This window comes from Streptomyces sp. NBC_00354 (genome assembly GCF_036106915.1).
Classification (GTDB): domain Bacteria; phylum Actinomycetota; class Actinomycetes; order Streptomycetales; family Streptomycetaceae; genus Streptomyces.
Window position 1 is genome coordinate 224,052 of the sequence record NZ_CP107984.1, and the last position, 24,049, is coordinate 248,100.

Annotated in this window: 23 protein-coding genes and 1 pseudogene; 12 read left to right on the plus strand and 12 right to left on the minus strand. The window is 70.4% G+C overall.

Translation table 11 applies throughout. The annotated features are described in order from the left end of the window. Positions 1-211: 211 nt before the first annotated feature. Positions 212-1,468, minus strand: a complete 1,257-nt coding sequence (locus tag OHT74_RS41820) for a cation:proton antiporter domain-containing protein (protein ID WP_328623616.1) — start codon at positions 1,466-1,468, stop codon at positions 212-214. Between the two features lie 232 nt (positions 1,469-1,700). Here OHT74_RS41820 and OHT74_RS41825 point away from each other — a divergent pair, with 232 nt between their 5' ends. The 6 genes from OHT74_RS41825 (at position 1,701) to tpg (ending at position 8,772) form a co-directional block, all read left to right on the plus strand. Then, positions 1,701-2,159, plus strand: a complete 459-nt coding sequence (locus tag OHT74_RS41825) for a carboxymuconolactone decarboxylase family protein (protein ID WP_266674195.1) — start codon at positions 1,701-1,703, stop codon at positions 2,157-2,159. 316 nt (positions 2,160-2,475) lie between these two features. Next, entirely contained in the window at positions 2,476-3,150 is a 675-nt protein-coding gene (locus OHT74_RS41830; protein WP_328623617.1) for a ScbR family autoregulator-binding transcription factor, read from the plus strand. Between the two features lie 184 nt (positions 3,151-3,334). Continuing rightward, positions 3,335-4,603, plus strand: a complete 1,269-nt coding sequence (locus tag OHT74_RS41835; RefSeq protein WP_328623618.1) for a ParA family protein — start codon at positions 3,335-3,337, stop codon at positions 4,601-4,603. Further along, positions 4,600-5,517 carry a ParB/RepB/Spo0J family partition protein gene (locus OHT74_RS41840; protein ID WP_328623619.1) on the plus strand — a complete coding sequence of 306 codons (918 nt, stop codon included), beginning with the start codon at positions 4,600-4,602 and terminating at the stop codon, positions 5,515-5,517. Before OHT74_RS41835 ends, OHT74_RS41840 begins: the two co-directional genes overlap by 4 nt. Positions 5,518-5,640: 123 nt before the next feature. Continuing rightward, entirely contained in the window at positions 5,641-8,211 is a 2,571-nt protein-coding gene (tap, locus tag OHT74_RS41845) for a telomere-associated protein Tap (protein WP_328623620.1), read from the plus strand. 6 nt (positions 8,212-8,217) lie between these two features. After that, on the plus strand, positions 8,218-8,772 hold the full coding sequence (gene tpg / locus OHT74_RS41850; RefSeq protein ID WP_328623621.1) for a telomere-protecting terminal protein Tpg: 555 nt from the start codon (positions 8,218-8,220) through the stop codon (positions 8,770-8,772). A 160-nt stretch (positions 8,773-8,932) separates the two neighbouring features. On the opposite strand, the gene OHT74_RS41855 is transcribed toward tpg, so the two are convergent. The 3 genes from OHT74_RS41855 to OHT74_RS41865 form a co-directional block, all read right to left on the minus strand. Next, the gene (locus tag OHT74_RS41855; protein WP_030303970.1) at positions 8,933-9,310 is read right to left on the minus strand and encodes a DUF6009 family protein; all 378 of its coding nucleotides are present in this window, start codon (positions 9,308-9,310) and stop codon (positions 8,933-8,935) included. 180 nt (positions 9,311-9,490) lie between these two features. Then, positions 9,491-11,089 carry a DNA primase family protein gene (locus OHT74_RS41860; RefSeq protein ID WP_328623622.1) on the minus strand — a complete coding sequence of 533 codons (1,599 nt, stop codon included), beginning with the start codon at positions 11,087-11,089 and terminating at the stop codon, positions 9,491-9,493. After that, positions 11,086-12,117 (minus strand): bifunctional DNA primase/polymerase, encoded by a 1,032-nt coding sequence (locus OHT74_RS41865; protein ID WP_328623654.1) that lies wholly within the window; start codon positions 12,115-12,117, stop codon positions 11,086-11,088. The genes OHT74_RS41860 and OHT74_RS41865 overlap by 4 nt, the downstream gene beginning before the upstream one ends. Before the next feature lie 851 nt (positions 12,118-12,968). On the opposite strand from OHT74_RS41865, the gene OHT74_RS41870 reads away from it, so the two are divergent. Together OHT74_RS41870 and OHT74_RS41875 are read left to right on the plus strand one after the other, a co-directional pair. After that, entirely contained in the window at positions 12,969-13,523 is a 555-nt protein-coding gene (locus OHT74_RS41870) for a DUF5701 family protein (RefSeq protein ID WP_328623623.1), read from the plus strand. Positions 13,524-13,691: 168 nt separating this feature from the next. Beyond that, on the plus strand, positions 13,692-14,663 hold the full coding sequence (locus OHT74_RS41875; RefSeq protein ID WP_328623624.1) for an SDR family NAD(P)-dependent oxidoreductase: 972 nt from the start codon (positions 13,692-13,694) through the stop codon (positions 14,661-14,663). Between the two features lie 64 nt (positions 14,664-14,727). On the opposite strand, the gene OHT74_RS41880 is transcribed toward OHT74_RS41875, so the two are convergent. The 4 genes from OHT74_RS41880 to OHT74_RS41895 form a co-directional block, all read right to left on the minus strand. Further along, complete coding sequence (locus OHT74_RS41880; protein WP_328623625.1) at positions 14,728-15,096, minus strand: VOC family protein; 369 nt, start codon at positions 15,094-15,096, stop codon at positions 14,728-14,730. Positions 15,097-15,408: 312 nt separating this feature from the next. Then, positions 15,409-16,194: an ABC transporter permease gene (locus tag OHT74_RS41885; RefSeq protein ID WP_328623626.1), complete on the minus strand. Its 786-nt coding sequence runs from the start codon at positions 16,192-16,194 to the stop codon at positions 15,409-15,411. Next, positions 16,191-17,153, minus strand: coding sequence for an ATP-binding cassette domain-containing protein (locus OHT74_RS41890; protein ID WP_328623627.1), 963 nt, complete (start codon positions 17,151-17,153; stop codon positions 16,191-16,193). The genes OHT74_RS41885 and OHT74_RS41890 overlap by 4 nt, the downstream gene beginning before the upstream one ends. A 15-nt stretch (positions 17,154-17,168) precedes the next feature. Continuing rightward, positions 17,169-17,837: a DUF4097 family beta strand repeat-containing protein gene (locus OHT74_RS41895; RefSeq protein ID WP_266674176.1), complete on the minus strand. Its 669-nt coding sequence runs from the start codon at positions 17,835-17,837 to the stop codon at positions 17,169-17,171. Between the two features lie 260 nt (positions 17,838-18,097). Between OHT74_RS41895 and OHT74_RS41900 the strand changes: the two genes are divergently transcribed. After that, positions 18,098-18,832, plus strand: coding sequence for a GbsR/MarR family transcriptional regulator (locus OHT74_RS41900; protein ID WP_328623628.1), 735 nt, complete (start codon positions 18,098-18,100; stop codon positions 18,830-18,832). Positions 18,833-18,867: 35 nt separating this feature from the next. Here the strand turns inward: OHT74_RS41900 and OHT74_RS41905 are convergent, their stop codons facing one another. Both OHT74_RS41905 and OHT74_RS41910 read right to left on the minus strand, forming a co-directional pair. Further along, a complete protein-coding gene (locus tag OHT74_RS41905) occupies positions 18,868-19,635 on the minus strand; it encodes a YqjF family protein (protein WP_328623629.1) in 768 nt (255 codons plus the stop codon). 139 nt (positions 19,636-19,774) lie between these two features. After that, complete coding sequence (locus OHT74_RS41910; protein WP_328623630.1) at positions 19,775-20,146, minus strand: MerR family transcriptional regulator; 372 nt, start codon at positions 20,144-20,146, stop codon at positions 19,775-19,777. A gap of 53 nt (positions 20,147-20,199) precedes the next feature. Here OHT74_RS41910 and OHT74_RS41915 point away from each other — a divergent pair, with 53 nt between their 5' ends. Both OHT74_RS41915 and OHT74_RS41920 read left to right on the plus strand, forming a co-directional pair. After that, entirely contained in the window at positions 20,200-21,309 is a 1,110-nt protein-coding gene (locus OHT74_RS41915) for an alkene reductase (RefSeq protein ID WP_328623631.1), read from the plus strand. A gap of 110 nt (positions 21,310-21,419) precedes the next feature. Continuing rightward, positions 21,420-21,749, plus strand: coding sequence for a hypothetical protein (locus OHT74_RS41920; protein ID WP_328623632.1), 330 nt, complete (start codon positions 21,420-21,422; stop codon positions 21,747-21,749). 55 nt (positions 21,750-21,804) lie between these two features. Here OHT74_RS41920 and OHT74_RS41925 read toward each other — a convergent pair whose 3' ends face one another. Next, complete coding sequence (locus OHT74_RS41925) at positions 21,805-22,419, minus strand: hypothetical protein (protein WP_328623633.1); 615 nt, start codon at positions 22,417-22,419, stop codon at positions 21,805-21,807. Positions 22,420-22,544: 125 nt separating this feature from the next. Here OHT74_RS41925 and OHT74_RS41930 point away from each other — a divergent pair. Continuing rightward, a pseudogene (locus OHT74_RS41930) lies at positions 22,545-23,183 on the plus strand (hypothetical protein); the annotation flags it as partial. Here OHT74_RS41930 and OHT74_RS41935 read toward each other — a convergent pair. Next, the gene (locus tag OHT74_RS41935) at positions 23,153-23,686 is read right to left on the minus strand and encodes an NUDIX hydrolase (protein WP_214352478.1); all 534 of its coding nucleotides are present in this window, start codon (positions 23,684-23,686) and stop codon (positions 23,153-23,155) included. The pseudogene OHT74_RS41930 and the gene OHT74_RS41935 overlap by 31 nt on opposite strands. Positions 23,687-24,049 lie beyond the last annotated feature (363 nt).

The following is a 24,049-nucleotide window of genomic DNA, read 5'->3' on the forward strand; positions in this document are numbered from 1 at the left end:
GCGTTAACGCCGGTGGCCCGGCCCGGAGGGCCCAAACCGTTAACGCCGTTAACGCCGAGGCTCAGCCCCGGGGGGACCGTTAACGCCGTTAACGCCGGACGCCCGTCCCAGCGAGGACCGTTACGCCGGACGCCTGCCCGGGGCCCGGACCATTAACGGCGTTAACGCCCGGAGCCAACGCGGCGGCAGACCGTTAACGGCGTTAACGCCGTTAACGCCGAAGGCTGACCGCCCCCTTGACCTCCCGCTTCCGCAACGCCCGTACCACCGGCCCGGTCGCCGCCGTCGTCACCAACGCCATCAGCACCAGCGCCGTGAACAGCTCCGCCCCGATCACCCCGAGTCCGAGCCCCACGTTCAGCACCACCAGCTCCGTCACCCCCCGGCAGTTCATCAGCGCGCCCAGCGTCACCGCGTCCCGCGCCGGCTGGCCCGCCAGCAGCGCCGCCCCGGTCCCCCCGCCCAACTTCCCGGCGACCGCGACGACCAGCACCGCCCCCGCCCACCACCACGCAGTGCCGCCGCCCAGCAGCCCCACGTCCGTCTTCAGCCCGCTCCCGACGAAGAACAGCGGCAGCAGCACAGGCACCGCGAACTCCCGCATCCGCTCCGCCGCCGCCTCGACCTCCGCCGTCCTCGGTACCACCGCCCCGAACACGAACGCCCCGAACAGCGCGTGCACCCCCATCGCATGGGTGGCGTACGCCGCCAGGCAGAGCCCACTGCACAACCCGACGACCCCACCGGCACCGGCACCGGCACCGGACGCCGATCCGGACCCCCACCACCTCACCCCCCACCCGAGCACGGGCCGCACCCCCCACCACATCCCCGCGAGGAACACACCGGCCAGCACCCCCATCCCGGCGATCCCCCACCCGCCGCCGCCACCGCCCCCGCCCCCCAGCGGATGCGCCATGGCCACCACCAACGCGAGCAGGCACCACGCCACCACGTCGGCCACCGCCGCACACGCCATCGCCAGCGCCCCCACCGGCGTCCCGTACAGCCCCTGGTCCTTCAGGATCCGCGCCAGCACCGGGAACGCGGTCACGCTCATCGCGACGGCCACGAACAGCACGAACTGCGCCCGCCCGACCCCCTCCGGCGCGAACGACCCGTACATCGCCAGCGCCAGCAGACTCCCGAGCCCCAGCGGGATCCACACGCTCGCCTGGCTCACCACCACCACGGCCCGCCCGCGCCCGCGCAGCAGCCCGATATCAAGCTCCAGGCCCACCAGGAACATGAAGACCAGCAGCCCCAGGTTCCCCAGTACCCCCAGGTACGGAAGGACCTCGCCCGGCAGCAGCCACCGGCTCCCCGTCGGCCAGAGCCATCCGAGCAGCGACGGACCCAGCAGGATCCCCACCAGGATCTCCCCGACCACAGCCGTCTGCCCGAGCCTGCGCATCACGGCGGCCGCCACCCCGCATGCGAGAACGACGACGGGGACGGCAATCAGCACGGCTTCGAGCGGATCACGTGACGCTCCCACCGCCACAGGCTTCCGCCGGAACCCCCACCCCGGCAACGAACCGCCCCACACTTCCAGGGGTCGCGGCGTTAACGCCGTTAACGCCCGCCGGAAGAAGATTCCCCCAGCCGGTCACACTCCCGCCCGCCCATCCGTCAGTGCAGTGAAGACAACGAAGCGAAGCCGACCGAGCAGCAACCGCACCCACCCACGGGAGACCGCAATGACCGCACGCATGGGAAACCCCGCCCTCGTCGTCCCCGGCGCCATGGCCGGCCTGACGGCCATCGGCAAGGCCGTCGTCGCCACCGGCGTCAGCGAGCGCACCCTCGAGCTCGCCCACATCCGGGCCAGCCAGATCAACGCCTGCGGCGTCTGCCTCGACATGCACCCCCGGATCGCGAAGAAGCTCGGCGAGACCGACGAGCGGATCCACGCGATTGCCGGCTGGCGCGACACCCCGTACTTCACGGACGCCGAGCGCGCCGCCCTCGCCCTGGCGGAGGCCGTGACCCGCGTCGCGGACCGCAGCAACGCGGTCCCGGACGAGGTCTACGACGAGGCGGCGAAGCACTACGACGAGCAGCAGCTCGCCGCCCTCATCCTCTCCATCTCCACGGTCAACGTCTGGAACCGCCTCAACCTGGCCACCCGCCAGCAGGCCGGCACCCCCTGGTCCTGACCCCCCACTCTCGCCGACCGTTAACGGCGTTAACGCCGTTAAGGGTCGGCGAGGCGGACCGAAGCACCCCAAGGGGCTCCCAACGGTCCCCGAGACGGCCCCGCCCTCCCAAAGAGTAATAGCGAAAATCACCCCAGCACCCTACAAACCATCACCCGCCCCCCGCTAAAAAGTACTTGTCGACTGGTTTTCTTTACCGCCGCCCCACTAGATTGACCTTGTACGAGCCTCCGCCGCAGCGACGACCACAGCTCGCACCCCGGCAACAGACACCAACCGCCAAGCACCAGCGGGCGGCAAGCGGCAGGGAGAGCACATGGCAAGGCCCCGCCAGGAACGCGCCGAGATCACCCGGCAGGCGATCCTCGACGGTGCGGCCATCGCCTTCGACCGCTTCGGCTTCGGCGGCGCCAGCCTCAGCGACGTGGTCAAGCACGCCGGGGTCACCAAGGGCGCCCTGTACTTCCACTTCCAGTCCAAGGAAGCCCTCGCCCGCACCCTGATCGACGAGCAGTTCCAGGTCGCCGCAGGCGTCCCCGCCGTCGAGGAACCGGGTCTGCAGACCGTCATCGACCTGACGCACCAGATGGCATACGGACTGCGTGCGAACGTCCGCATCCGCGCCGGCATCCGCCTGGTCATCGAGTTCGGCTCCTTCACCAACCCGGACCCGACCCCGTACAACGCCTGGATCGAAACGGCCCACCTCTGCCTGAAGCCGGCCCAGGAGCGCGGGGACATCCTCCCGTCGCTCGACGTGTACGACCTCTCGACGCTCCTCGTCGGCTCGTTCACCGGGATCCAGGTCACCTCGCACGTCCGCACCGGCCGCGAAGACCTGCACACCCGGGTCGTCGACCTGTGGAACTTCCTGCTCCCGGGGATCGTGCCCGCGCACCGTATCCCCCACTTCGACCCGGCGGGCTCGCCCGCCTGCCGGGCCGAACTCGGTCTGCCCGCCCCGGAGTCCTCTGCGGTTCCGGTCGGCTGACGGCGTATCCAGGGCGGCCTCGCACACGCCGTGGCGAACCACGGGGGTGCTCGCTACGGCGTGTGCGAGGCCGCCCTGTCGCGTACCCGGATCCGGCCGCGGCACCCGCACCTTCACCCACTTCGTTAGCAAAACCCAAGCGTGGCGCTCACATCCGCCCGCGAACGTTAGTAAAGTCCCTCTCATGACTTCGCCCTCGTCTCAGAGCGACCGAGAGAAGATCGTCTCCAAGCTCCCCCCGTGGCTCCGCCAGGAGTTGAAAATCCGCACCGCGCAGCTGCGGGTGGACATCCAGGACGCCGTCCACCAGGGGATCGCCCACTGGAGCGCTCTCGCTTCCGCCCCCTCCCCCGTCGACACCTCGGGCGCCGAATCGTTCTCCACCTGGCTGCCCGCCGGCCAGTGGGAGTCCTTCCGCGCCGACTCCAAGGACCGCGGTGTCTCCCTCATCCAGGGTCTGGCCCAAGCGGTCCGCCTCTGGCTGGAGATGAACCCGGCGCCCACGGTCAAGCGGCCCTCCGTCGTACGCCGCATCGTCGTGTGCAACCAGAAGGGCGGCGTCGGCAAGACCGCCATCACCGCCGGCACCGCCGAGGCCCTCGCCGAGGACCCGGAGACCCTCCACCCGGTCCGCATCGCCCGCCAGCTGGCCCGCGCCGCGGCGTCCGACGAGGGCAGGCAGAGCGAGCAGCCCCACCCCGAGACGACCCCCCTGGACCTGGAAGACCTCCCGGGCCTCGGCATGCGCGTCCTGCTGATCGACTTCGACCCCCAGGGCCACCTCACCAAGCAGCTCGGCCAGCAACCGCTGCCCATCGGCGGCGACAGCCTCACCTGCCACATGGCCGGCGAGGCCAAGGGCCCCCTCGCCGACCTGATCGTCCCCGTCCCGGACCAGCGCTTCGGCAACCGCCTCCACCTCCTGCCCGCCTGCACGGACGCCTTCCTCCTCGACGTCCGCCTCTCCACGGTCCGGGCCCGCGAGGCCGCCCTCGAACGCGCCCTGGCCCCCGTCGAGTCCGATTACGACGTCATCCTCATCGACTGCCCGCCCAGCCTCGGCCTCAGCATGGACGCCGCCATCTACTACGGGCGCCGCCGCGACGCCGAACAGCCGGGTGCCTCCGGTGCGCTGATCGTCGTACAGGCGGAGGACTCGTCGGCCGACGCGTACGACCTCCTCACCTCCCAGATCAACGACCTGCGCGACGACCTGAGCCTCGACATCGACTACCTCGGCCTCGTCGTCAACCTCTACGACGGCCGCCGCGGCTACATCGCGACCTCCTCCCTCCAGGCCTGGATGGACATAAAGGATCCGCGCGTCGTCGCCGTCGTACCGGACCTCAAGGAACAGCGCGAAGCCGTCCGCGTGAAGCAGCCCCTCTTCGTCTACTCGCCCAAGGGCGACCAGGCGATCGCCATGCGCGCCCTCGCTAGGGAGATCTCATGAGCAAGGCCGACAAACTCGGAGTCTCGGCATCCTTCGCGCGGGCCCAGCCCGTCGGCGTCAGCTCGCGCCGCGCGGCGATCGCGGAGGCCACGGGCGCCCCCACCTCCGGGATGGTCCCGCCGTCCGAGGTCCCCATCGAGGCCCTCGCCCACAACCCGTTCAACCTCCGCGAGGACCTCACCGAACTCGAGGAGCTGGCCCAGTCCCTCGTCTCCCGCGGCCAGCTCCAGCCCCTCGCGGTCGCCACCCGCATGGCCTTCATGGAGGCCCACCCGGGCCAGACCGACGGGCTGGGGCGCGCCCCGTACGTGGTCATCGACGGCAACCGGCGCCTCGCGGCGGCCCAGCTGGCCGGCCTGAAGACCATGCACATCCACGTGAACGACGCCCTGTCCGCCTCCGCGGCGGACATCCTCGAGTCTGCCCTCATCGCCAACGTCCACCGCGTGGACGTCGCCCCCATGGACCAGGCCCGCGCCCTCCAGGAACTCGTCGACGTCCACGGCTCCCAGGCCCAGGTCGCCAAGCGCCTGGGCAAGACGGCGGCCTGGGTCTCCCAACGCCTGGCCCTCCTGAACCTCACTCCGAGCCTCCAGGAGAAGGTCGACACGGGCGAGCTCAAGGTCGAACCGGCCCGCCGCATCGGCCGCCTCCCCCAGGAGCACCAGGAGGCCGCGGCGGACGAAACCCTCAACACCGTCGCCCCTCCCCGCCAACGCGCCCACCCGGCGCCGACCGTTAACGGCGTTAACGGCGTTAACGCTCCCCCGTCTCCGCCGGCTCCCCCGTCGCCCTCCGCTCCCCGGATCACGATCGCGACGGACACCCCGGAAACGATCGCGGACGCGCTGACGGCCCACCTCACCCCGGACGACCTCAAGGCCGTCACCGAGCTCCTGTTGCTGCGACTCTGAGCGGGGCATCCGAGGCAACACCCACGACGGGGGCGCTGACGGCATTAACGCCGTTAACGCCCCCACGTGCGTTTCATGTGCGTTCGGTCGTGCGATTCACATAGGCTGCCCTTGGAGGTACCGATGCCCAACGAACAAGAGAGCCTCTTCGCAGCGGTCGACGCCCTGCTCGAAGAAGCAGCCGCCCAGGATCCGCTCCCGCACCCGGACGAGCGCAAGCGCCTGCGCGAGGCCGCCGGCCTGAGCCAGGACCAGATCGCCAAGGCCCTCTCCGTCCGCCGCGAAACGGTCACCTCCTGGGAAACGGGCCGCACGGCCCCCCGCCCTCCCAAACGCGCCGCATACGCCCGCCTCCTGGAGGGCCTCTCCACCCTCCACCCCGTTAACGGCGTTAACGGCGTTAACGGCGTTAACGGCGTTAACGCCGAAGCCCCCGCCGACCCGCGCCCCGAGGCCCACCAGGACGCCCCCACCCCGGCCCCCACCGTCAACGACGCCCAAGCCGCGGCGCCCGCCGTTAACGCCGTTAACGCCACCCCGCTCACCGTCGACGCCACCGCCGCCCCGGGGCCGAGCATTAACGGCGTTAACGCCGCTGCCCCGACCGCACCCGTCAACGCCGTTGGTGCCCCCGCCGACGCCGAGCCCCAAGCCACTCCGACAGCCCCGATGGCCGCCCCGCGCGCCGCAGGCGCCGCGGCCCCCACCCCCCCGGGGTCTGGGGCGGAGCCCCAGTTTCGGGAAGGGGCGGGTAGGGGAACAGCCCCGCAGGGCCCCACGCCGACACCGCCGACCGTTAACGGCGTTAACGCCGAGCCCCAGGAGGCGGCCCCGGCGGCGCCCCCCGCACCAATCCCCGCGCCGACCGTTAACGCCGTTAACGCCAAGCCCTCGGCAGCACCCGCCACCCCGGCCCCGTCGGCGGAACCGACCCCGACCGTTAACGGCGTTAACGCCGTTAACGCCCACCCCCCGGCCACACCCCAGCGCCCCCGCCGCCGCCCCCACCCCACCCCCCTGGAAGGGAACGGCCCCCTCGCCGTCCTCACCGGCACCGGCCAGGCCCACACCACCGCCGGCCTCGTCCTCGACCACCCCACCACCGGCGGCCTCCCGGCCCTCCTCACCTGGGCCCTCGGCCCCGACGCCGGCCTCCGCTCCCCCCGCCTCCACCGCAACGGCAAGGACGGTGACCCCCTCCTCGTCCTCACCGCCCCCGCCCTGGAGCTCCTCGGCCTCCCCCCCGCCCTCGAGGACCGCCGAGGCCTGCGCCTCCCGGACAACCACCCGGTCATCAAGCAGCTCACCAAGGCCAAGTGGCAGCTGACCCGCCGCGGCTTCGGTCCCTGGCCCCGCATCTACCGCCCCGCAACCCCCTCCACCGGCCGCCAGTGCGTCCAGCTCGCGATCCTCCCGTGGGGCGCCCTCGACCCCCGCGCCTGGGGCGAGGACACCCCCGACCTCCCCGCCCCGGAACTGGCGGAGCTCCTCACCACCTACGCCGCCCGCGTCCTCACCCCCCGCGGCTCCACCGCCGTCACCGGTCTCGAACTCATGACGGCCTTGCGCCCGCCCACCCGTGCCGCGAGGGACGAGGCGACCAACACCTGGGTCTCGGCCCCGGTCGCCGGCTCGCTCACCCGCCCCGTCGACCCGGCCCCCCCGGAGGCCCCCGACGAGCACCCGGTGGTCGCCGCCCTCTACCCCCGCTCCCACCAGCGCACCCCGGCCGAGGTCCTCGACGAGGAGGCGTACGACTGGATCCGCGACCCGGAGCTCCTCACCGACGCCGAGTGCACCCGCACCCACGCCGTCGGCATCGACGTGAACATGGCCTTCGCCGCGGCGGCCAACCGGCTCCCCGTCGGCCTCGGCACCGCCACCCACCGCACCGGCCCCCGCTTCGACCCGAAGCTGCCCGGCTGCTGGCTGGCGGACCTCTCCTCCATCACCCTCGACCCCCGCCTCCCCAGCCCCTTCACCCCGCACGGCCGGCCCCCCACCGGCCCGGCCTGGTACGCGACGCCGACCCTCGCCTACGCCCAGGAACTCGGCCACGACGTCGACCCCACCGAGGCCTGGCTCCGCCTCGACCACGGCCCGTACCTCGACGCCTGGTACACCCGCCTCCGCGACGCCTACATGGCCACGATGGCGGACCTCGGCATCACCTCGGCGCTCCCCGAACCCGAGTTCCTGGCGGCGATGGCAGAGCTGCAGCAGCACTCCGACCCGGTCCTGAAGCCGGTCCTCTCGGCCATCAAGTCCACCGTCAAGGGCGGCATCGGCAAGCTCCGCGAACGCCCCCAGGGCGCCGGCTACCGCCCTGGCGAACCCTGGCCCGCCCTCGAACGCCCCACCTGGCGCCCCGACATCCGCGCCGCCGTCATCTCCACGGCCCGCGTCAACATGCACCGGAAGATGAACAAGCTCGCCACGGCCGCCGGCCAGTACCCCATCGCCGTCCTCTCCGACTGCGCGGTGTACCTCTCCGACGGCCCCAGCCCTCTCGACTTCCTCCCCCGCACCCCCGAAGGCAAGCCCCTGCCCGGCGGCTTCCGCCTCGGCGTCAGCCCTGGCATGGTCAAGCACGAGGGCACCCAGCCCCTCCTCTGGGCCGTTCAGATGCTCGACGAGAACCACAACCCCGCGCGCCACATCAAGGGCCACGACGCGGCAGCCGACGGAGAGTAGTCCCCCATGACCCAGATCGACGACAGCCTGACCCGCGCGGACGAACTGCACTTCACCCGCCCCGTCCCCAAGTCGGCGGGCGCCCAGATGCGCTTCCTCGTCAAGCAGCTCAAATCCACCCGGGAAACGGCCCGCCTGCTCGGCATCTCCCAGCGCACGGTCGAGCGTTACGTCAAGGACCAGATCAAGCAGCCCAAGCCGGCTCTCGCCGACCGCCTCGAGTCCGAGGTACGCCGCCGCTGGCAGCCCCTGGTCCGCAAGCGCGCCCGCGACAGGGCCGCCTCGACGACCGGCCTGGTCATCGAGACCCGCGCCCGCTTCGGCTTCACCGCCGCCCCCGGCACCACCGACGACGGCCGTATGCGCCGGATCACCCAGCACCTGCCCCCGGAGTACGCGGCCCGCCTCTTCAGCGCCCAGGCAGCCGGCGCCGCCGAGGCGCGGCTCCAGCAGATCGCGGCCGAGGCCCTCCAGGAGATGTACTTCAAGGACAACGGCTCCCGCGCCACGGGGCTCCTGGTCGAGTTCACCGACATCGACTACGTCGACTTCGCCTTCTGAAACCCCGGCCGGAGGGACCGAAGGGACCAGAGGGACTGAATTTCGCCATTACCTGAAGCGTTTTCCAGCCATCACGTCCGGAAGGCGGAAGGGTCTGGAGGGACCAGAGGGACCGGAGGGACTGAATCCGCAAACTGCCGGCATCAGACGAAAGCCGGCATCAGGCAACCGTCGGCGTGGACAGCCCTCGCTGCGACCGCACCGTCTTCCGGCCGACCTGCCGGGGTTCGATCGTCCGGGGATCCACGGCCTCGCCCGGCGCGCCTTCCCGGTACAGACCTTCGGGCTCGGCGTCCCGGTCGTGCGGCAGCAGGTAGAAGACGCGCCGCTTCTGCAGGCCGCTGTCGGGGTCCGCTTCCGCGGTGTCACCGAGCTCGGTGAAGCCGATCATGCGCCCGTCGCGGTGGTAGCGCGGCTTGCCCCGGCGGCGGGGGGTCTTGTCCAGGGCCTGGCGCACGTAATCGAGCTCTTCAGGGTCCTCCAGCCACACCACTTTGTCCTCGTGGGCGAGATCGCTTGAAGTCAGTAGCGAGCTCATGGCCTGGATCCTTCCTCGTTCACGTAGGCCCTTCCAGGCCCCTTGTTCCGCCACGCCGCGAGCGGCGCCGAAGCCGGTATCCGACAGGCCGCTGCGGGCCGCCGTCGGCTGGTGGATCTGTTCATCGTCCTTGTCCATCGTAGGCGTGCCCGCCCCCGGGCGGCGGCACACGTGGGCCTTTCACGGCGCGCTTGCCCTGTTCGCCTCGCGCGGGGTCTGCACTTCGTCGGCCAGAAGCGCCAGGCCGGGGTAGAACTTCTGCCCGTTCGAGCGGAGCATCTCATTGGGCGAGGCGACGCCGACCTCGGCTCGAATACGTGTGGCGAACGCGCGGGTCGTGGCGGGACGAAGGCCCTCGCCGTCGAGACACCACGCACTGTACGCGCGGTACAGCGCTCCCTGCTCCACCTTGAGATCACGCGGATCGGGCAGCTCCACCCCGGTGGTGCAGCACTCGGCCAGGAACCGCCCGATGTGGTCCTCGGTGGTGGCGTACGCCTGCGTGGCGGTACGGACCACGCTGGGCCCGGTCAGGGCCGGTTTGGTGGCGAGATAGGCCTTGGCACCCTGGATCATCCAGTGGAGGATGCCCGGACCCTCCTCCTGTACGAGCGCCTCCGCCAGGTTGTCGATCTTGCGGTGGTCGGGGACGACCTTCTCGAACGGGATCAGCCGGATCCGGCGCCAGAACGCATGGCCGCCCGTGCCGACCTCCGGACGGTGGTTGCCCAGGAGCCACAGCTTGTGGGTCGGCTCGAAGCTGAAGAAGTCCTGCCGCATCCGCCGGGCCTTGAGCCGGTCGCCGCCCGTCAGCAGTTTGACCCGCGCCTCGTCGAACTTGTCGTGGGGTTTGAGCTCGCTGCAGACGAACAGGCGCCGCCCGTGCAGTTCCGTCAACTCGGTCGAGTGCTCGTTGAACTTGCCGCGCTCCATCAGGAACCCGGGCGGGGCCACGTCCGCGTAGTCCCCGAGGATCTTGATGACGACGTCGAGGAGCGCCGACTTGCCGTTGGCGCCGACGCCGTAGAGGAAGGGCAGCACCTGGCCGCCGACGTCGCCGGTGATGGAGTAGCCGAGCAGGAGATGAAGAAAGTTGATCATCTCCTTGCCCTTGTCGTCGTCGCCGAAGGTCTGGTTCAGGAAGGCGTGGAACCGCGGCGTGGGCATGGCCTCGGGGGCCAGGTAGGTGGCGCGGGAGTGCAGGTCCCGGGTCGGGTCCGGCTTGTGCAGGTCACCGGTGCGCAGGTCCACGACGCCCGCGGGGGTGCACAGCGCGTACTTGTCGCCGTCCAGGACGTCCGGGTCCAGGGCGAGTTCGGGGGAGGCCTTGGCCTGCGTGAGCATCGCCTTCACGCCCGAGGTGGACATGGCGCGCTTGCGGTGCTGCGACAGCTCCCGGTCGGTGAAGGCACCCCGGGGGTCGTGGGTGGGCAGTTCCTCCGCCATGTCCCCGGCGGCCCAGATCGCTGCCTTCTCGCCGCCGGTGCGCTTCCACCGGTACTCGTCCCACACGTACCAGCCCAGTCCCTCCACGTGCCGGAACCGGTTGTGGTGGAGGTGGGCGAACAGCTTCGCGTTGCCGCGGTCGCTGAGGTTCTGCAGCAGCCCCGTCGTGACGAAGTCGGCCCCGGCGCCCGCGGCCGCCGGGGCCGCGCTCTGCTGGGCGGGCAGCCGTCTGCCGCGCGCGGCGGCAGCGGTGTCGGTGCTCTCGGTGGCGAACGCGGCAAGCTGTTCCGCCGCGGCCTGGGCGTTGAACCCCGTGCTTCCGGCGCTGCTCATGGGCGTTCCTTGGGATGGATCGGTCGGTCGCTTCCGGCGCGGAGCCCCGCTTCGACGATGAGGACGTTGCGGCGCGTCTGATGGGGTCGTGCGTGGTCCGCGGCCTCGAGGAGCAGCCGCCGGCATTCCCCGGCGGGGAGGTGGCCCCCCGCGGCGAGTCCTCCGGCGGTGAACGCCGCCCGGTTGAGCTTCTCGCTGAAGGCCGTTCCGGCCGGGCTGGACCCGCAGGCCCGTACTTCCTCCAGGAGCCCCGCGAGAGCCCGCTGCCCGCCCTGCAGGGCCCCAGTGCCACGCGAACCCCGTACAGGCCCCACAGGGGCCGCCACGGGCTCCACAGCGGCCGTGTCCACGCCGTGGCCGGTCCGCACGAGTTCGGCGGTCAGCCACAGCGGCAGGGCCGCGGGCAACCGCGCACCGGGCAGCGCCTCGTACACGCCGGCGGCCGTGCGCGTCGTAGGCGCCACGATGTATCCGCCGACGGCACGTACGTCGACCTGCCAGGCCAGCGCGACCTTCGAGCTCGATCCGCTGGAACACCGCAGGCGCGGGCCGCCCTTGGGCAGCCGGTACCAGATGTGCATCCCTCCGGAAGGCGTACGTACCCGCAGGGTCGAGGTGTCTTCGCAGGGGTCGGGCCGGGACCGGTACGCGGCCAACAGCGCCAAGGTGTCGTAGCCGCTGCCGAGTCCGGTCAGGTCGACCCGCTCATCGATGGGGATACCGGGCAGCAGCCGCTCCCTGGCGGGCACGGAATCAGCATGTGCATCGACGTCGATGACGACGAGCCCGGCAGGCCCGCAGGAGACCCCGATCCCGAACTCGGGCTCGGCCGCCCACCAGGCCTGCAGCGTACGGAGGTCGGTGGTGGCCGCATGGAATCCGTGACACCAACGTCCCTGGGAACGGCACATGCAATCCTGCGGAGAATGCAGACCGCCCCGGCAGCCGGGGCAGTTCGGAGCTGGCGTCTTGGTCCCTGGGGCCAGTGGATGGACCGGATACCCGCGCAGGGCCATCCAGGTCGCCACGTCCAGTGCCGTCCCGCCACTCACGCCCTGGGGCAGGTTCTGGGAATAGACGGGCACTGGCTCTTCCTTGACGCGCGTTCAGGGACGGTTCCTCCTGTCCCGGGCTGCTCTCCGAGGTGCTCGTCCGACCTGCACATCAGGGACCAGAGGGACTGAAGATTCACTATCGCGGAGCGTACCGCAGACATCGCGCAGGCTCCGCCCGATAGAACCGCTGTATTGAGAGTTCAGTCCCTTCAGTCCCTCAGTCCCTGAAGTTCTACCCCAGTTCGTCCGCAAAAGTTCCCCGATCCACCCCGGTGCACGCCCGGGCGTGTCGCGGCGCGAACCCCCTGTCGGCAAGCGCCACTCCAGCCTTCCTCCACCAACACCCGAGGGTCCCTGGGTAAGCCGCCCCTCCCCAGCCGGAAGCTGACAGCGATCCTGACGGCCCCGCCCCGGACCGGCATGCCCAGGTACTGAACGGTCCCTGCCCCCGTTCAGTCCCTCCCGCTTCAGTCCCTCGAGAAACCTGCAGGTCAGAGCCGTGGATCCACCATCTCAGGGACTGAAGGGACTCAGAATCACTACTTCCACGCTTTACGTGTGTGCGTGTATGCGCGAGCGTAAGAAAGAGCAGGTAGAGGTACCCATGTTCATATCTGGCTCATAACTAGAGATTTGAGTCCCTTCGGTCCCTGTGCCCACGAGCCCGAGCCCCTGACCTGCAGGTTTATGCAGTGACTGAAGGGACAGGGACCGAAGGGTCCGAACCGGCCTTCAGCCCCTCTGCGTGGGAGGGAGTACCGGGGGAGGGATCGGGCCCCCAGACACTGAACGCCACGAGGGACCGAGCCCCGATCCGCCCCCACATGCGGCCCGCAGTCCCTGGGACCCCCACCCGTGCCGTCGCCACGGCGGCCGTGCCCGGAAAGCCACTGGCCCCGTCGCACGGGTGCGACGGGGCCAGTGGCATCACGGGCAACACGGTCTCCCCGGGCTTCGTCGTCACCGACATGCCTGACGTCGACCGCTTCGCCCCGCTCGACGGCATCGCGCTACCCGACGCCCCGCTCTACGTCGTCACCGGCCTCGATCGGGGCGACCACATGGCCAACTGGAGCCCGGAGGAGGCACTGCCCGCCCTCACGGAGCAGGACCGCACCCCGCTGCTCCTCACCGAGGGCATCCACTGGGTGCTCCAGCAACCGGCAGCCCTGGAACGCAACCGCTGCTTCATGACCATCGGCTCCCGGCTGCGCAAGGCGAACGGCGCCCTGGACGCCCGTACCCCGGCGATCTGGATCAGCAACGGCACGGGCCGGGACGGCCGCGAGCGGCGCAACGCCCCGAAGGTCGGCTGGTGCTGGTGGGGCAACCGCCACACCTGGCTGGGCTTCGCCTCCGCCACGGCCCGCAAGCCCTAGGGGTGTCCGCGTAGTCCTGCCTGGCCCGCGGCGTCTGGCACTCGGTCCGGGACGTGCTGCTCGGCCACCTCGCCGATGCCCAGTGGCTCCGCCGAGGTCGCGGTGGTCGCCGTGCCGGCCGGTCCGGGACTTGCCCTGGACCTCGCTCTAGATCGTAGCGTCGACGGCATGACCAGCACTGAGCAGCATCCGATCGGCTCGCCCTTCACCGCCAACAGCACCGCCGAGGACGTCATGGCCGGTCTCGACCTCTCCGGCACGAGCGCCGTCGTGACCGGGGGCTACTCCGGACTCGGCCTGGAAACCACCCGGGCCCTCACGGCCGCCGGGGCCCACGTCATCGTTCCGGCACGCCGACCCGAAATCGCCCGCGCAGCGCTCGCCGAGCTGGAAGGCTTCGACGTCGTCCCCATGGACCTGGCGGATCTCGACAGTGTGCGCGCCGCCGCCGAGCGGATCAGTGACTCCCTCACCAGGCTCGACCTGTTCATGGCCATCGCCGGAGTCATGGCCACCCCCGAGCGGCACGTCGGTCCCGGCTGGGAGAGCCAGCTCGCCGCCAACCACTTCGGACACTTCGCCCTTGCCTGCGAGCTCTATCCGCTTCTGGCCGCCGCCGACGGTGCGCGCGTCGTCGTCAACAGCTCCGCCGGACACGCCCTGACCGACATCCGCCGGCACGACCCGCACTTCCGCACCGGCTACGACAAGTGGCTGGCCTACGGCCAGTCGAAGACCGCCAACGCCCTCTTCGCCGTTCAGTTCGACGCCCTCGGACGGCGCGACGGCGTCCGGGCGTTCGCTCTCCACCCTGGCAAGATCATCACCGGCCTCCAGCGGGAGATGACGCTTCAGGAACAGATCGAACGCGGATGGGTGGACGTACACGGCAACGTGATCGGCGCCGACTTCAAGACGCCCTCCCAGGGCGCCGCCACCGGTGTGTGGGCAGCCACGTCCCCACTCCTCGACGACCGCGGCGGGCTCTACCTCGAAGACTGCGACGTCGCACGCGTCTCCGGCCCCAACACGCCGATGGACGACGGCGGCGTCCGCGAGTACGCCGTCAACCCCGACTCGGCCGCACGGCTCTGGGACCTGTCCGTCACCGCGACGGGCGCCACCCCGATCGACCGATGAACCCGCGCTGGCCGGGGCCGGAAGCACCGTGCGCGCGGCGGGCCAGGCCTCTCCCGGGGTCGTGTCAGCTGCGGCTGGCGTCGATGACGCAGAACCGGTTGCCGTCGGGGTCGGCGAGCACGACGAAGTCAGGGTCCTGCGGGTACCGGTCCCACTCCACCCGCTGAGCACCCAAGGACACCAGCCGATCCACCTCGGCGGCCTGCTCGGCGGCGTCGTCCGCGTACAGGTCCAGGTGGACCCGCGGATGCTCTTGGACCGGTGTCTCACTCAGCCCGAGCGCCAGTTGGACCCCGGTCCCCGCTGCCGGCATCAACACCACCCAGTCCCCTTCGATCTCCCCGCGCGGCAGATAACCCAGAGCCTCCGTCCAGAAAGCGGCCGCACGCGGCACGTCCGAGACACCCAGCACCACAGATCTGATCGTCAGCACGCACCCATCCTGCCGGACGCTGCGGGCTGTCAACTGCTGCCGCAGCAGCCGAGGACGACGGATGCGCCGTCGGCCGGTCAGGGCGTCCCCCTGAACCGTCCCGAACATCTCGAAAACGGCGGCAGGGAACAGTCACGCACCGGCGGACACGGCCCGCAGGGAGCTCATTGATCGAGTGCAGTGATCTCGCGCTGGGGATCGAACGCTTCCGCGCACGAGTGTGGGCGGCGTACGCCGACATGGTGTGTCGGGTACGCCGCCCTGGGGGTGGACGGGAGCGGCTGCGGGAGGCAGTCCGCGCGCTCACGTCGCCTACTTGGGGTCGCGCTTGAACTGTGCCGTCGACCAGCGGTAGCCGAGTGCGATGAGGGCGATGGACCAGCCGAGGGCGAGCCAGCCGTTGTTGCCGATCTCGGTGCCGAGCAGCAGTCCGCGCAGGGTCTCGATGGCCGGGGTGAAGGGCTGGTACTCGGCGATGGGCTGGAACCAGCCGGGCATCGAGTCGATCGGGGTGAACGCGCTGGAGATGAGCGGCAGGAGGATCAGCGGCATGGCGCTGTTGCTGGCCGCCTCGGCGTTGGGGCTGGCCATGCCCATGCCGACCGCGATCCAGGTGAGCGCCAGGGCGTAGAGGGCGATGAGGCCGAAGGCCGCCAGCCACTCCAGGACGGAGGCGTCGGTGGAGCGGAAGCCGATGGCAACGCCGACGAGGCCGACGAGGACCACGCTGGCGATCGACTGCAGGACGCTGCCGACGACGTGCCCGATGAGCACGGATCCGCGGTGAATCGCCATCGTGCGGAAGCGGGCGATGATGCCTTCGGACATGTCGGTGGAGACGGATACCGCGGCGCCGACGACGGTGCTGCCGATGGTCATCAGCAGGATGCCGGGGACGATGTAGGCGATGTACTCGTCGCGGCCGCCGCCGCCGATGCCGCCGCTCATCGCGCCGCCGAAGATGTAGACGAAGAGCAGCAGCAGCATGACCGGCGTCATCAGCAGGTTCAGCGTCAAGGACGGGTAGCGGCGCGCGTGCAGGAGGTTGCGGCGCAGCATCGTGGACGAGTCGCGCACGGCGAGGGAGAGGGAGCTCATCGGACGGTCTCCTCGGACTGGCTGGGCTGGCTGGGGATGTTGGTGCCGGTCAGGGCGAAGAAGACGTCGTCCAGGTCGGGGGTGTGCACGGTCAGCTCGTCCGCCTCGACGCCGGCGGAGTCCAGCCGGTCGAGGATGGATCGCAGGTCGCGCTGGCTGCCGTCGCTGGGGATCTGCAGCGCCAGCGCCTCGTCGTCGCGGGCGACCTCGCCCAGCACGGCGGCGGCGGCCTGGTAGGCGGCCGGGTCGGAGAACCGCAACTTCACGTGTCCGCCGGGGATGAGCCGCTTCAGCTCTTCGGCGGTGCCTTCGGCTGCGATCTTGCCGTTGTTGAGGACGGCGATGCGGTCGGCGAGCTGGTCGGCCTCCTCGAGGTACTGGGTGGTGAGGAAGACGGTGACGCCACCTGTGACGAGTTCGCGGATGATCTGCCACATGTTGTGGCGGGAGCGCGGGTCGAGGCCGGTGGTCGGTTCGTCGAGGAAGATGATCCGCGGGTTGCCGACCAGGGTCATGGCGATGTCGAGGCGGCGCTTCATGCCGCCGGAGTAGCTGGCGGCGGGCTTCTTGGCGGCCTCCACCAGGTCGAAGCGCTCCAGCAGTTCGGCGGCGACCCGCTGTCCCTCGCTCTTGGACAGGTGGTGCAGGTCGGCCATGAGGAGCATGTTCTCCTCGCCGGTGATCAGCCCGTCGACGGCGGAGAACTGCCCGGTGACACCGATCGACGCCCGCACGGCCTGCGGAGCAGCGGCCAGGTCATGACCGGCGACACGGATCTCACCGGCATCGGGGGTGATGAGGGTGGAGAGGATCTTGACGGCAGTGGTCTTCCCGGCGCCGTTCGGCCCGAGCAGGGAGAAGATCGTCCCCTCCGGAACGCTCAGGTCGATGCCGTCGAGCACGCTCTTGTCGCCGTAGGACTTGCGCAGCCCGTTCGCCGCGATGGCCAGGTTGGTCATGGTGGGGTGCTCCCTTTAGAGGCTGCGGGCGGTGATGTTGCCGTAAGAGGTGCTGGCGTGGATGTTCAGGTCCGGGGTGCCGCCGGTGTTCTGGAGCGAGTTGTTGATCCGGCCGTAGGTGGTGCCGGCGTCCAGGGCAGCGGAGACTCCGCGGGCGGCAACGACCGTGATCTCGCCGGCCTCGGTGCGCAGCGTGACCGTGCCGCGCATGGCCTCGGTGATCTGGAGGTCGCCCTTCTTGGTGCTGATCTGGGCGTCCCCGCCCAGACGGCCGAGCGAGACATCACCCGACATCAGGGTCAGACGGGCGCTCGCGGCCTCGTCGATCTTGACCGTGGCCTGCGCGCCCTCGAAGGAGACGTCGCCGAGGCGTCCGACGCCGCGGAGTTCGGCGCTGGCGGCCTTCGCCTCGACGCGGGAGCCGGCGGGCAGCTGGACGGTCACCTCCACCGACCCGGAAGAGCCGAGGACCCGGTTCTTGGCCGGTGCGGCCTCGATCCGCAGAACACCGTCGGTGTAGGTGACGGTGATCTCCTCGGCGGCCTTCACGTCACGGCTCTTGGAGGCGTTGGCGGGCAGGATCTCGACGGTGGTGTTGTCCCGGTCGGCGGCGATGAACCGGATGTGTCCGGCGGGGATGTCGAGGACGGTGGAGATCGGGGCGGGGGTGTCGAACTTCTGCATGGTTCTCTCCTGTTTATGTAGCGCGCTCTCTCGGCCCGCTGTTTCTGATGATGGAAAAGCTACGTTGCATTCACAGATCTGGCAACGTGTTCGTTGCGCAAAATCTCCATCAGTGCAGGTAGAGGCCAAGAATTCGTTGCAATGGGCTGAAATCTAATGCAACGTGCCCCACCCCACACGTTGCAATGAATTGCGGGTGAACGCTATACTGACGGCCTAGAGACGCCCTTGAGCCACGACAGACCGCGAAGGAGCCCGCGATGCCGGGAGGCAGACTCACCCAGCAGGAACGCCAGCAGATCGCGCTGGGACTGGCCGACGGCCTCGCCTACGCGGAGATCGCCAGGCGTCTGGACCGTCCGACGTCGACGGTCACGCGTGAGGTGATGCGCAACGGCGGCCCCGCCGGCTACCGCTCGGACCTGGCCCACCGGGCCACCGAACACCGCGCGCACCGCCGCAGGCAGGCCGCGCCCCGCGACCCGAAGGCACCCGCGCAGACCCACGGCCGCGATGCCGAGGCGGTGCGCGAGTACGAGGAGACGTTCACCACCGTCCTCATGCAGGCGGGCACGCCCAAGATGATGGCCCGGGTGCTGGCCTGCCTCTACATCACCGACGCGGGCAGCCTCACCGCGTCCGAACTCGTCGAGCGCCTCCAGGTCAGCCCGGCGTCCATCTCCAAGGCGATCGCCTTCCTCGAGGGCCAGGGCCTGGTCCGCCGGGAACGCGACGAACGCCGCCGCGAGCGCTACGTCGTCGACAACGACGTCTGGTACCAGTCCATGATGGCCAGCGCCCGCGGCACCGCACAGCTCGCCGAGACCGCACGGCAGGGCGTCGGCATCCTCGGCCCCGGCACCCTGGCCGCCACCCGCCTCGAGAACATCGCCCGCTTCGTCGACTTCGTCTCCGAAAGCATCGCCCGCGCAGCGGAACAGGCCCGCGACGTCCTCTACACGAAACCCGAAACACCCTCGGAAACCACCACCTGAGCCACAACGCGTCCGCCGAAGGTGACGCGACGGCGCTAGAGCGGCCGGCGCGGCTGCGGGACGGTGGCGGCGGCCCGGGACGGCCGACCGAGCCGTACAGCGACTCCGGGCGAGTACAGAACACTGACCGGGGCCTCCCGCGGTGTCGGGATGCCGGCCGAGGCGAGCAGGTTCTCTTCGCACGCGAGCAGTTCCGCCCGGTACAGCGGCCAGGGCGGGTGGTCGTTCGGCAGATAGGCCGCTCCGCCGAAGAAGGCGTTGTGCATGCCCCACCGGGCGGTGAGGAAGTGCTCCAGCCCGGTGGGCTCCTCGATGCGCTCACCTCTGGCCACCGTGATGCGGCTGTGCGCCCCGCGCGGGCCGGGCCAGCGGCGGGAACTGGCGTAGTGGACGGTGTCGCCGTCGGTGCGGACGCTCATCCGGGACCACAGGTAGGGCAGCCGGAAGCCGACCCGCCCCATCACGACCGGGACCAGCCGTGACGCGTCCATCGACCGGAACACGACGCCGCGCCGCCCGTGGGCGTCGACCGAGTACAGCCGCACGTTGGTCTCGGGGAACGACCCGAAGTACGGCACTCCGCCCAGCCGCAGCCACCCGACCCGGTGCATCCGGAACGCCACGAGGCCGACGTAACCGACCCCGTCGTGCGTATCGGGCACGGTCCCGCGCGGCAGCAGCGGAGCCATGACCCCTGGGTCGACGGCCCAGTGGATGAAGGCGAGATCGAGCCACTCCTGGGTGAGGAGCGGGTCGCATATGCGGACGGGGGCGTCGGGCGTCACAGGCGGGAGCGGCTGCACGCCGCCAGAATGCCAGCCGAGACCCTGGTGTAGGCACCATCCGGGCCCGCGAGAACCTGTGCGAACGCCTGATCCGGCGAGGGCGCTCCGATGGTGCGAAACCGCCCAACACTCACGCCAAAGACCGTTGCAGTACTGGCTAGGCGGCCGTCGTGCGGCCGGCCGCCGCCTCGATCACTTCGTCCAGCACCTCGCGGGAGCGGATCAGATCGCCGATCATCCGGTCGATCCGGTCCCGCTCCGTGGCCAGTTCGGCGACCAGGGCCGGGGTGGCGCGCACCGACGGGCCGCCGTCCTCATCCCGCATGCAGGGCAGGATCTGCGCGATCTTCGCGCTGTGCAGGCCGGCCGCGTAGAGCTCCTGGATCCGGATGACCCGGTCGACCGCCCGCTCGGGGAAGTCCCGGTGCCCGCCGGGCGTCCGGTCCGAAGCCAGCAGGTCCTGCTCCTCGTAGTAGCGCAGCGAACGTTCGCCGACCCCGGTGCGCGCAGCCAGTTCGCCGATCCGCATGCCCCACCCCAGCTCTTGAATCTGACATCAGTGTCAGCTTTTACCGTACCGGCATGACGCAGACACAGCACGGTCCCGCCGCTTCCCGCCTCTTCGAATCCGCCCGCCTCGGCAGCCTGGAACTGCCCAACCGCCTGGTGATGGCCCCGCTGACCCGCAACCGCGCCGGGGCCGACGGTATCCCCGGCGAACTCATGGCCACGTACTACGCACAGCGCGCCTCGGCCGGCCTGATCATCGCCGAGGCCAGCACCCCGAACGCCGTCGGGCAGACCTACCCGCACATCCCCGGAATCCACACCCCGGCGCAGATCGCCGGCTGGCGCCGGGTCACCGAGGCCGTGCGGGCCGCAGGTGGCGGGGGGATGTTCCTCCAGCTCCAGCACGGCGGCCGGGTCGGCCACCCCGAGACCAGCGGGTACGTACCGCTCGCCCCGTCCGCGGTGCCGTTCCCCGAGCAGCTGCACACCCCCGGCGGCCTCCGGGACGGCGTTGTACCGCGCGCGATGACCGCCGAGGACATAAGGTCCACGGTGGCCGACTTCGCGAACGCGGCCCGGGGCGCCGTCGAGGCGGGCTTCGCCGGGGTGGAGGTGCACTCCGCCAACGGCCACCTCCTGCACCAGTTCCTCTCCCGCAACACCAATCGCCGTACCGACGCGTGGGGCGGCTCCGTCGAGAACCGCATCCGGTTCACCGTCGAGGTGGTCCGGGCCGTCGCCGAGGCCATCGGCCCGGAGCGGGTCGGCGTACGCATCTCGCCCGGACTGGACGTCAACGGGATCGAGGAGGGCGACACCGAGGAGATCTACCCGGCGCTGGTCAAAGCCCTGGCCGACCTGACGCCGGTCTACCTGCACCAGGTCCACGCCGACCCCGACCGGCCGGCCTTCGCACAGATCCGCCGGGACTGGCCCGGCACCCTGATCGCCAACCCGGCGCTCTCCCGAGAGGAGGTCGCGGCCGACGGCGGCAAGCGCCGGGGCGAACGCCTGCTCTCCGAGGGCGCCGACCTCGTGGCACTGGGCCGGGGCTTCCTCGCCAACCCCGACTTCGTGCAGCGGCTGCGCACGGGCGCACCGCTCAACGAGATCCGTCCGGAGTTCCTGATGCACGTACAGGGGCCGGAGGGCTACACCGACTACCCCGTGCTCGCAGCCTAGCCAGCTGAACCGCGGCCACGCACCACGCACCACGACGGCGCCCCGCCGCCGGTGTTGTCAGCGGGAGGCCTGATGATGCTCGCCACCACCACATATCGGGAGCGAGGGACGTGTACGGGCCGGGGACCCTCGACGGGTACCTCCACCTGGACCGGCCGACGGGTCTCATGACCCCTGCCGAACTAGAGGAGTTCTGGTCCCTGGACAGCTGGCGCGAGGCACGGAGGGGGTGGGAGGACCTCTACCCTTTCCCCTTCCACCCCGACCCTGGTGGCCTCATCCGCTGGGGCCACGACGAACACAGCAGCGAGTACTACTTCCTGGCCGGCCACCCTGATCCGGGCAACTGGGAGATCGTGATCGGCAGCGAGTGTGCGGAGTGGTCCTGGCCCGTGGACGGCGCTCGCTACGAACCTTTCGACAGCTGGGTGCCGAGGTAAGCAAGCGAGCGAGCGTGCAGTTGGCCAGATGGGCCATCCGCGGCGCTCCTTACCCCTACGGTCGGTGCGCCATGATCAGCTCGAACTCCTCCAGGCTCAGCAACCTGGCGTTCAGCTTCTTGAGGGACGCGCCGCGGATCGCCGACTGCGGCCCCCGCGTCGCGACCAGCGCGGCCTTGTCGCGGAACAGCGCGCCGACGTGCGCGCGCCCCGCCGCAGCGTTCAGGAAGAGCGTCGCGCTGACCGCACCGTCCAGGGCCTCCAGCTGGGGACGGCCCAGCTCCTCGAACGTCTGCCGGTACGCGGGCGCGTCGGACGGGTCGAACTCCACGTACCCGGTCCGCATCCACATGCCCGGCGCCACCTTGGGCGCGGGCGTGTACGACACGGCCTCCCAGTCGTCGGCGGTCACGGTGTCTGCGAAGGGCGCCAGAAGCTCCAGACGGCGCTCGCGCAGCCGCGTATCGCTCTCCGCCCGAGCGCTCTCGCTCTCCCACCACGAGCCCATGAGGATCTTGCCGAGATCCCCGTCCGCGAACAGCCCGAAGCGGTGGTAGCCGGGGTTCTGGATGAGCAGTCCGGGCGCCTCGCTGCGGAGCGCGTCGAGCACACCCTCGAGCTTGGCCGGGTCGCCGGTGGCGTAGGTGGTGCGCACGTACCAGGTTTGCATGGCTCGTCCTGTCGGAGGGAGGCTCCCGCGGCGGTGGCGCGCGGCTCACCTCCATGCGAAGCCGAACCGAGCCGGTCCGCGACGCGAGTGGCCCATTCGGTGGTGGCACGGGGTGGGCCGGTCGCAACTTGCTGGCCTGCATGAGCCTGCAAGCGACCTACCAGGACAAGCCGGCGGACGCGCTTGCACTGGTGTCTGCTGCCCAGGACCAGGCCCGTGCCGCCAGTGGGGCGACGCCGAGAGTACGGGCGATGCTGGCCATGCGCGAAGCCTTCGCCCACGCGACCTTGGGGGACCGGAAGGCGACGCATAACGCGATCTCCGAGGCTCACAGTCAGTTCGAGCGTATCCGCGAGGGCGACCCGGACCCGGCATGGGTGACGTACTTCGATGAGCCGAAGCTCATCGTGGACACCGGCATTGCGCACGGCCGTCTTGGGGAAGCTGCGATTGCCGAACCGCTGATCGCGGATGCACTGGCGCGGGAGGATCCTGCGAACGAGCGCGGCCGGGCGTTCCATGCCTTCTGGCTGACCCGTACGCAGCTTCAGCGGGGCAAGCTCGACCAGGCGTGCCACACGGCGATAGAGGCCCTGGTGCCTGCCGCAGCGGTGTCGTCCGAGCGGGTGGCCGGGCACCTTCGCGAGTTCTACGAGCAGTTTGCGCCCTATCGCGAGGTGCCGGCCGCGGTTGCCTTCGAGGCACGTCTACGAGCGATGCTTCCCCCGCCGGGTCAGCGAACCCCTTCGTCCATCAGGACGTAGAGGAGGCCGACCAGGGAGCCGCTGCTGACGATCTCGCGGCGGTCGATCATGCCCCGGATGTTCGCCAAGGGGATCCACTCGATCCGGTCCGACTCGTTCTTCTCGGTTGGCGGCCCGTCGTACGTGGCGCCATCGGCGCGGAAAAGGTGGTGCTGGGAGTCCGTGATGCCGTTCGCCGGTTCGGCGTAGATCAGCGGCTTCATCGGGCCGGGACGCCAGCCGGTCTCTTCAAGGACCTCACGGGCGGCAGCTTCGCCGGGGGTCTCGTCCGCCTCGACCAGGCCCATGGGCAGTTCCCATGCCCATGCATCCGTGATGAAGCGGTGGCGCCACATCATCAGGACCTCTTGGCGGTCATTGAGCACGGCGGCCACGGCCAGGTGGCGGAGCTTGACGACGTGGTGTTCCCAGCGGTGCCCGTCCGGCGTCTCGACGTCGGTGAGCCACAGGTTCACCCACTTGTTCTCGTAGATCGGACGTTCCCCGTGGATCTTCCACTGCATTGCTGCGGCCCCTCTCGATCAACCTCCAGCATCGCAGAGCTAGGCTGAACTACGGCCAGCTTCGGGCCAATTCACGTCACAGTGACGAATATGGCGAGGAGTGTGGGGCCCTGCCGCTGACGGGCTGGGAACAGGTGGCATGTTCTGCCGCCGCCCCGCCTGGCGTGCGACGGCGGTGCCAGGCGACGTGTCCGTCAGCGTCATCGATCGTTGATCATTGCATGGATGTCACACAGCGAACCCTTGCAGTGATTGGTTTGGCCGTTGCCTCGCTGGGGCTCTCCGCGCCGGCACAGGCGGACGACCCGGCCGGAGCCAGCGCTCGGGGCAGCACTGCGCTTTCCAGCTCCTCCTCCGGGAGCA

Bases quoted from the DNA above. Each gene is read 5' to 3' on its own strand.
- OHT74_RS41825 (WP_266674195.1), top strand. From the start codon at position 1,701: ATGACCGCACGCATGGGAAACCCCGCCCTCGTCGTCCCCGGCGCCATG.
- OHT74_RS41830 (WP_328623617.1), top strand. From the start codon at position 2,476: ATGGCAAGGCCCCGCCAGGAACGCGCCGAGATCACCCGGCAGGCGATC.
- OHT74_RS41835 (WP_328623618.1), top strand. From the start codon at position 3,335: ATGACTTCGCCCTCGTCTCAGAGCGACCGAGAGAAGATCGTCTCCAAG.
- OHT74_RS41840 (WP_328623619.1), top strand. From the start codon at position 4,600: ATGAGCAAGGCCGACAAACTCGGAGTCTCGGCATCCTTCGCGCGGGCC.
- tap (WP_328623620.1), top strand. From the start codon at position 5,641: ATGCCCAACGAACAAGAGAGCCTCTTCGCAGCGGTCGACGCCCTGCTC.
- tpg (WP_328623621.1), top strand. From the start codon at position 8,218: ATGACCCAGATCGACGACAGCCTGACCCGCGCGGACGAACTGCACTTC.
- OHT74_RS41855 (WP_030303970.1), bottom strand. From the start codon at position 9,310: ATGAGCTCGCTACTGACTTCAAGCGATCTCGCCCACGAGGACAAAGTG.
- OHT74_RS41860 (WP_328623622.1), bottom strand. From the start codon at position 11,089: ATGAGCAGCGCCGGAAGCACGGGGTTCAACGCCCAGGCCGCGGCGGAA.
- OHT74_RS41870 (WP_328623623.1), top strand. From the start codon at position 12,969: ATGCGGCCCGCAGTCCCTGGGACCCCCACCCGTGCCGTCGCCACGGCG.
- OHT74_RS41875 (WP_328623624.1), top strand. From the start codon at position 13,692: ATGACCAGCACTGAGCAGCATCCGATCGGCTCGCCCTTCACCGCCAAC.
- OHT74_RS41885 (WP_328623626.1), bottom strand. From the start codon at position 16,194: ATGAGCTCCCTCTCCCTCGCCGTGCGCGACTCGTCCACGATGCTGCGC.
- OHT74_RS41890 (WP_328623627.1), bottom strand. From the start codon at position 17,153: ATGACCAACCTGGCCATCGCGGCGAACGGGCTGCGCAAGTCCTACGGC.
- OHT74_RS41895 (WP_266674176.1), bottom strand. From the start codon at position 17,837: ATGCAGAAGTTCGACACCCCCGCCCCGATCTCCACCGTCCTCGACATC.
- OHT74_RS41900 (WP_328623628.1), top strand. From the start codon at position 18,098: ATGCCGGGAGGCAGACTCACCCAGCAGGAACGCCAGCAGATCGCGCTG.
- OHT74_RS41910 (WP_328623630.1), bottom strand. From the start codon at position 20,146: ATGCGGATCGGCGAACTGGCTGCGCGCACCGGGGTCGGCGAACGTTCG.
- OHT74_RS41915 (WP_328623631.1), top strand. From the start codon at position 20,200: ATGACGCAGACACAGCACGGTCCCGCCGCTTCCCGCCTCTTCGAATCC.
- OHT74_RS41925 (WP_328623633.1), bottom strand. From the start codon at position 22,419: ATGCAAACCTGGTACGTGCGCACCACCTACGCCACCGGCGACCCGGCC.
- OHT74_RS41935 (WP_214352478.1), bottom strand. From the start codon at position 23,686: ATGCAGTGGAAGATCCACGGGGAACGTCCGATCTACGAGAACAAGTGG.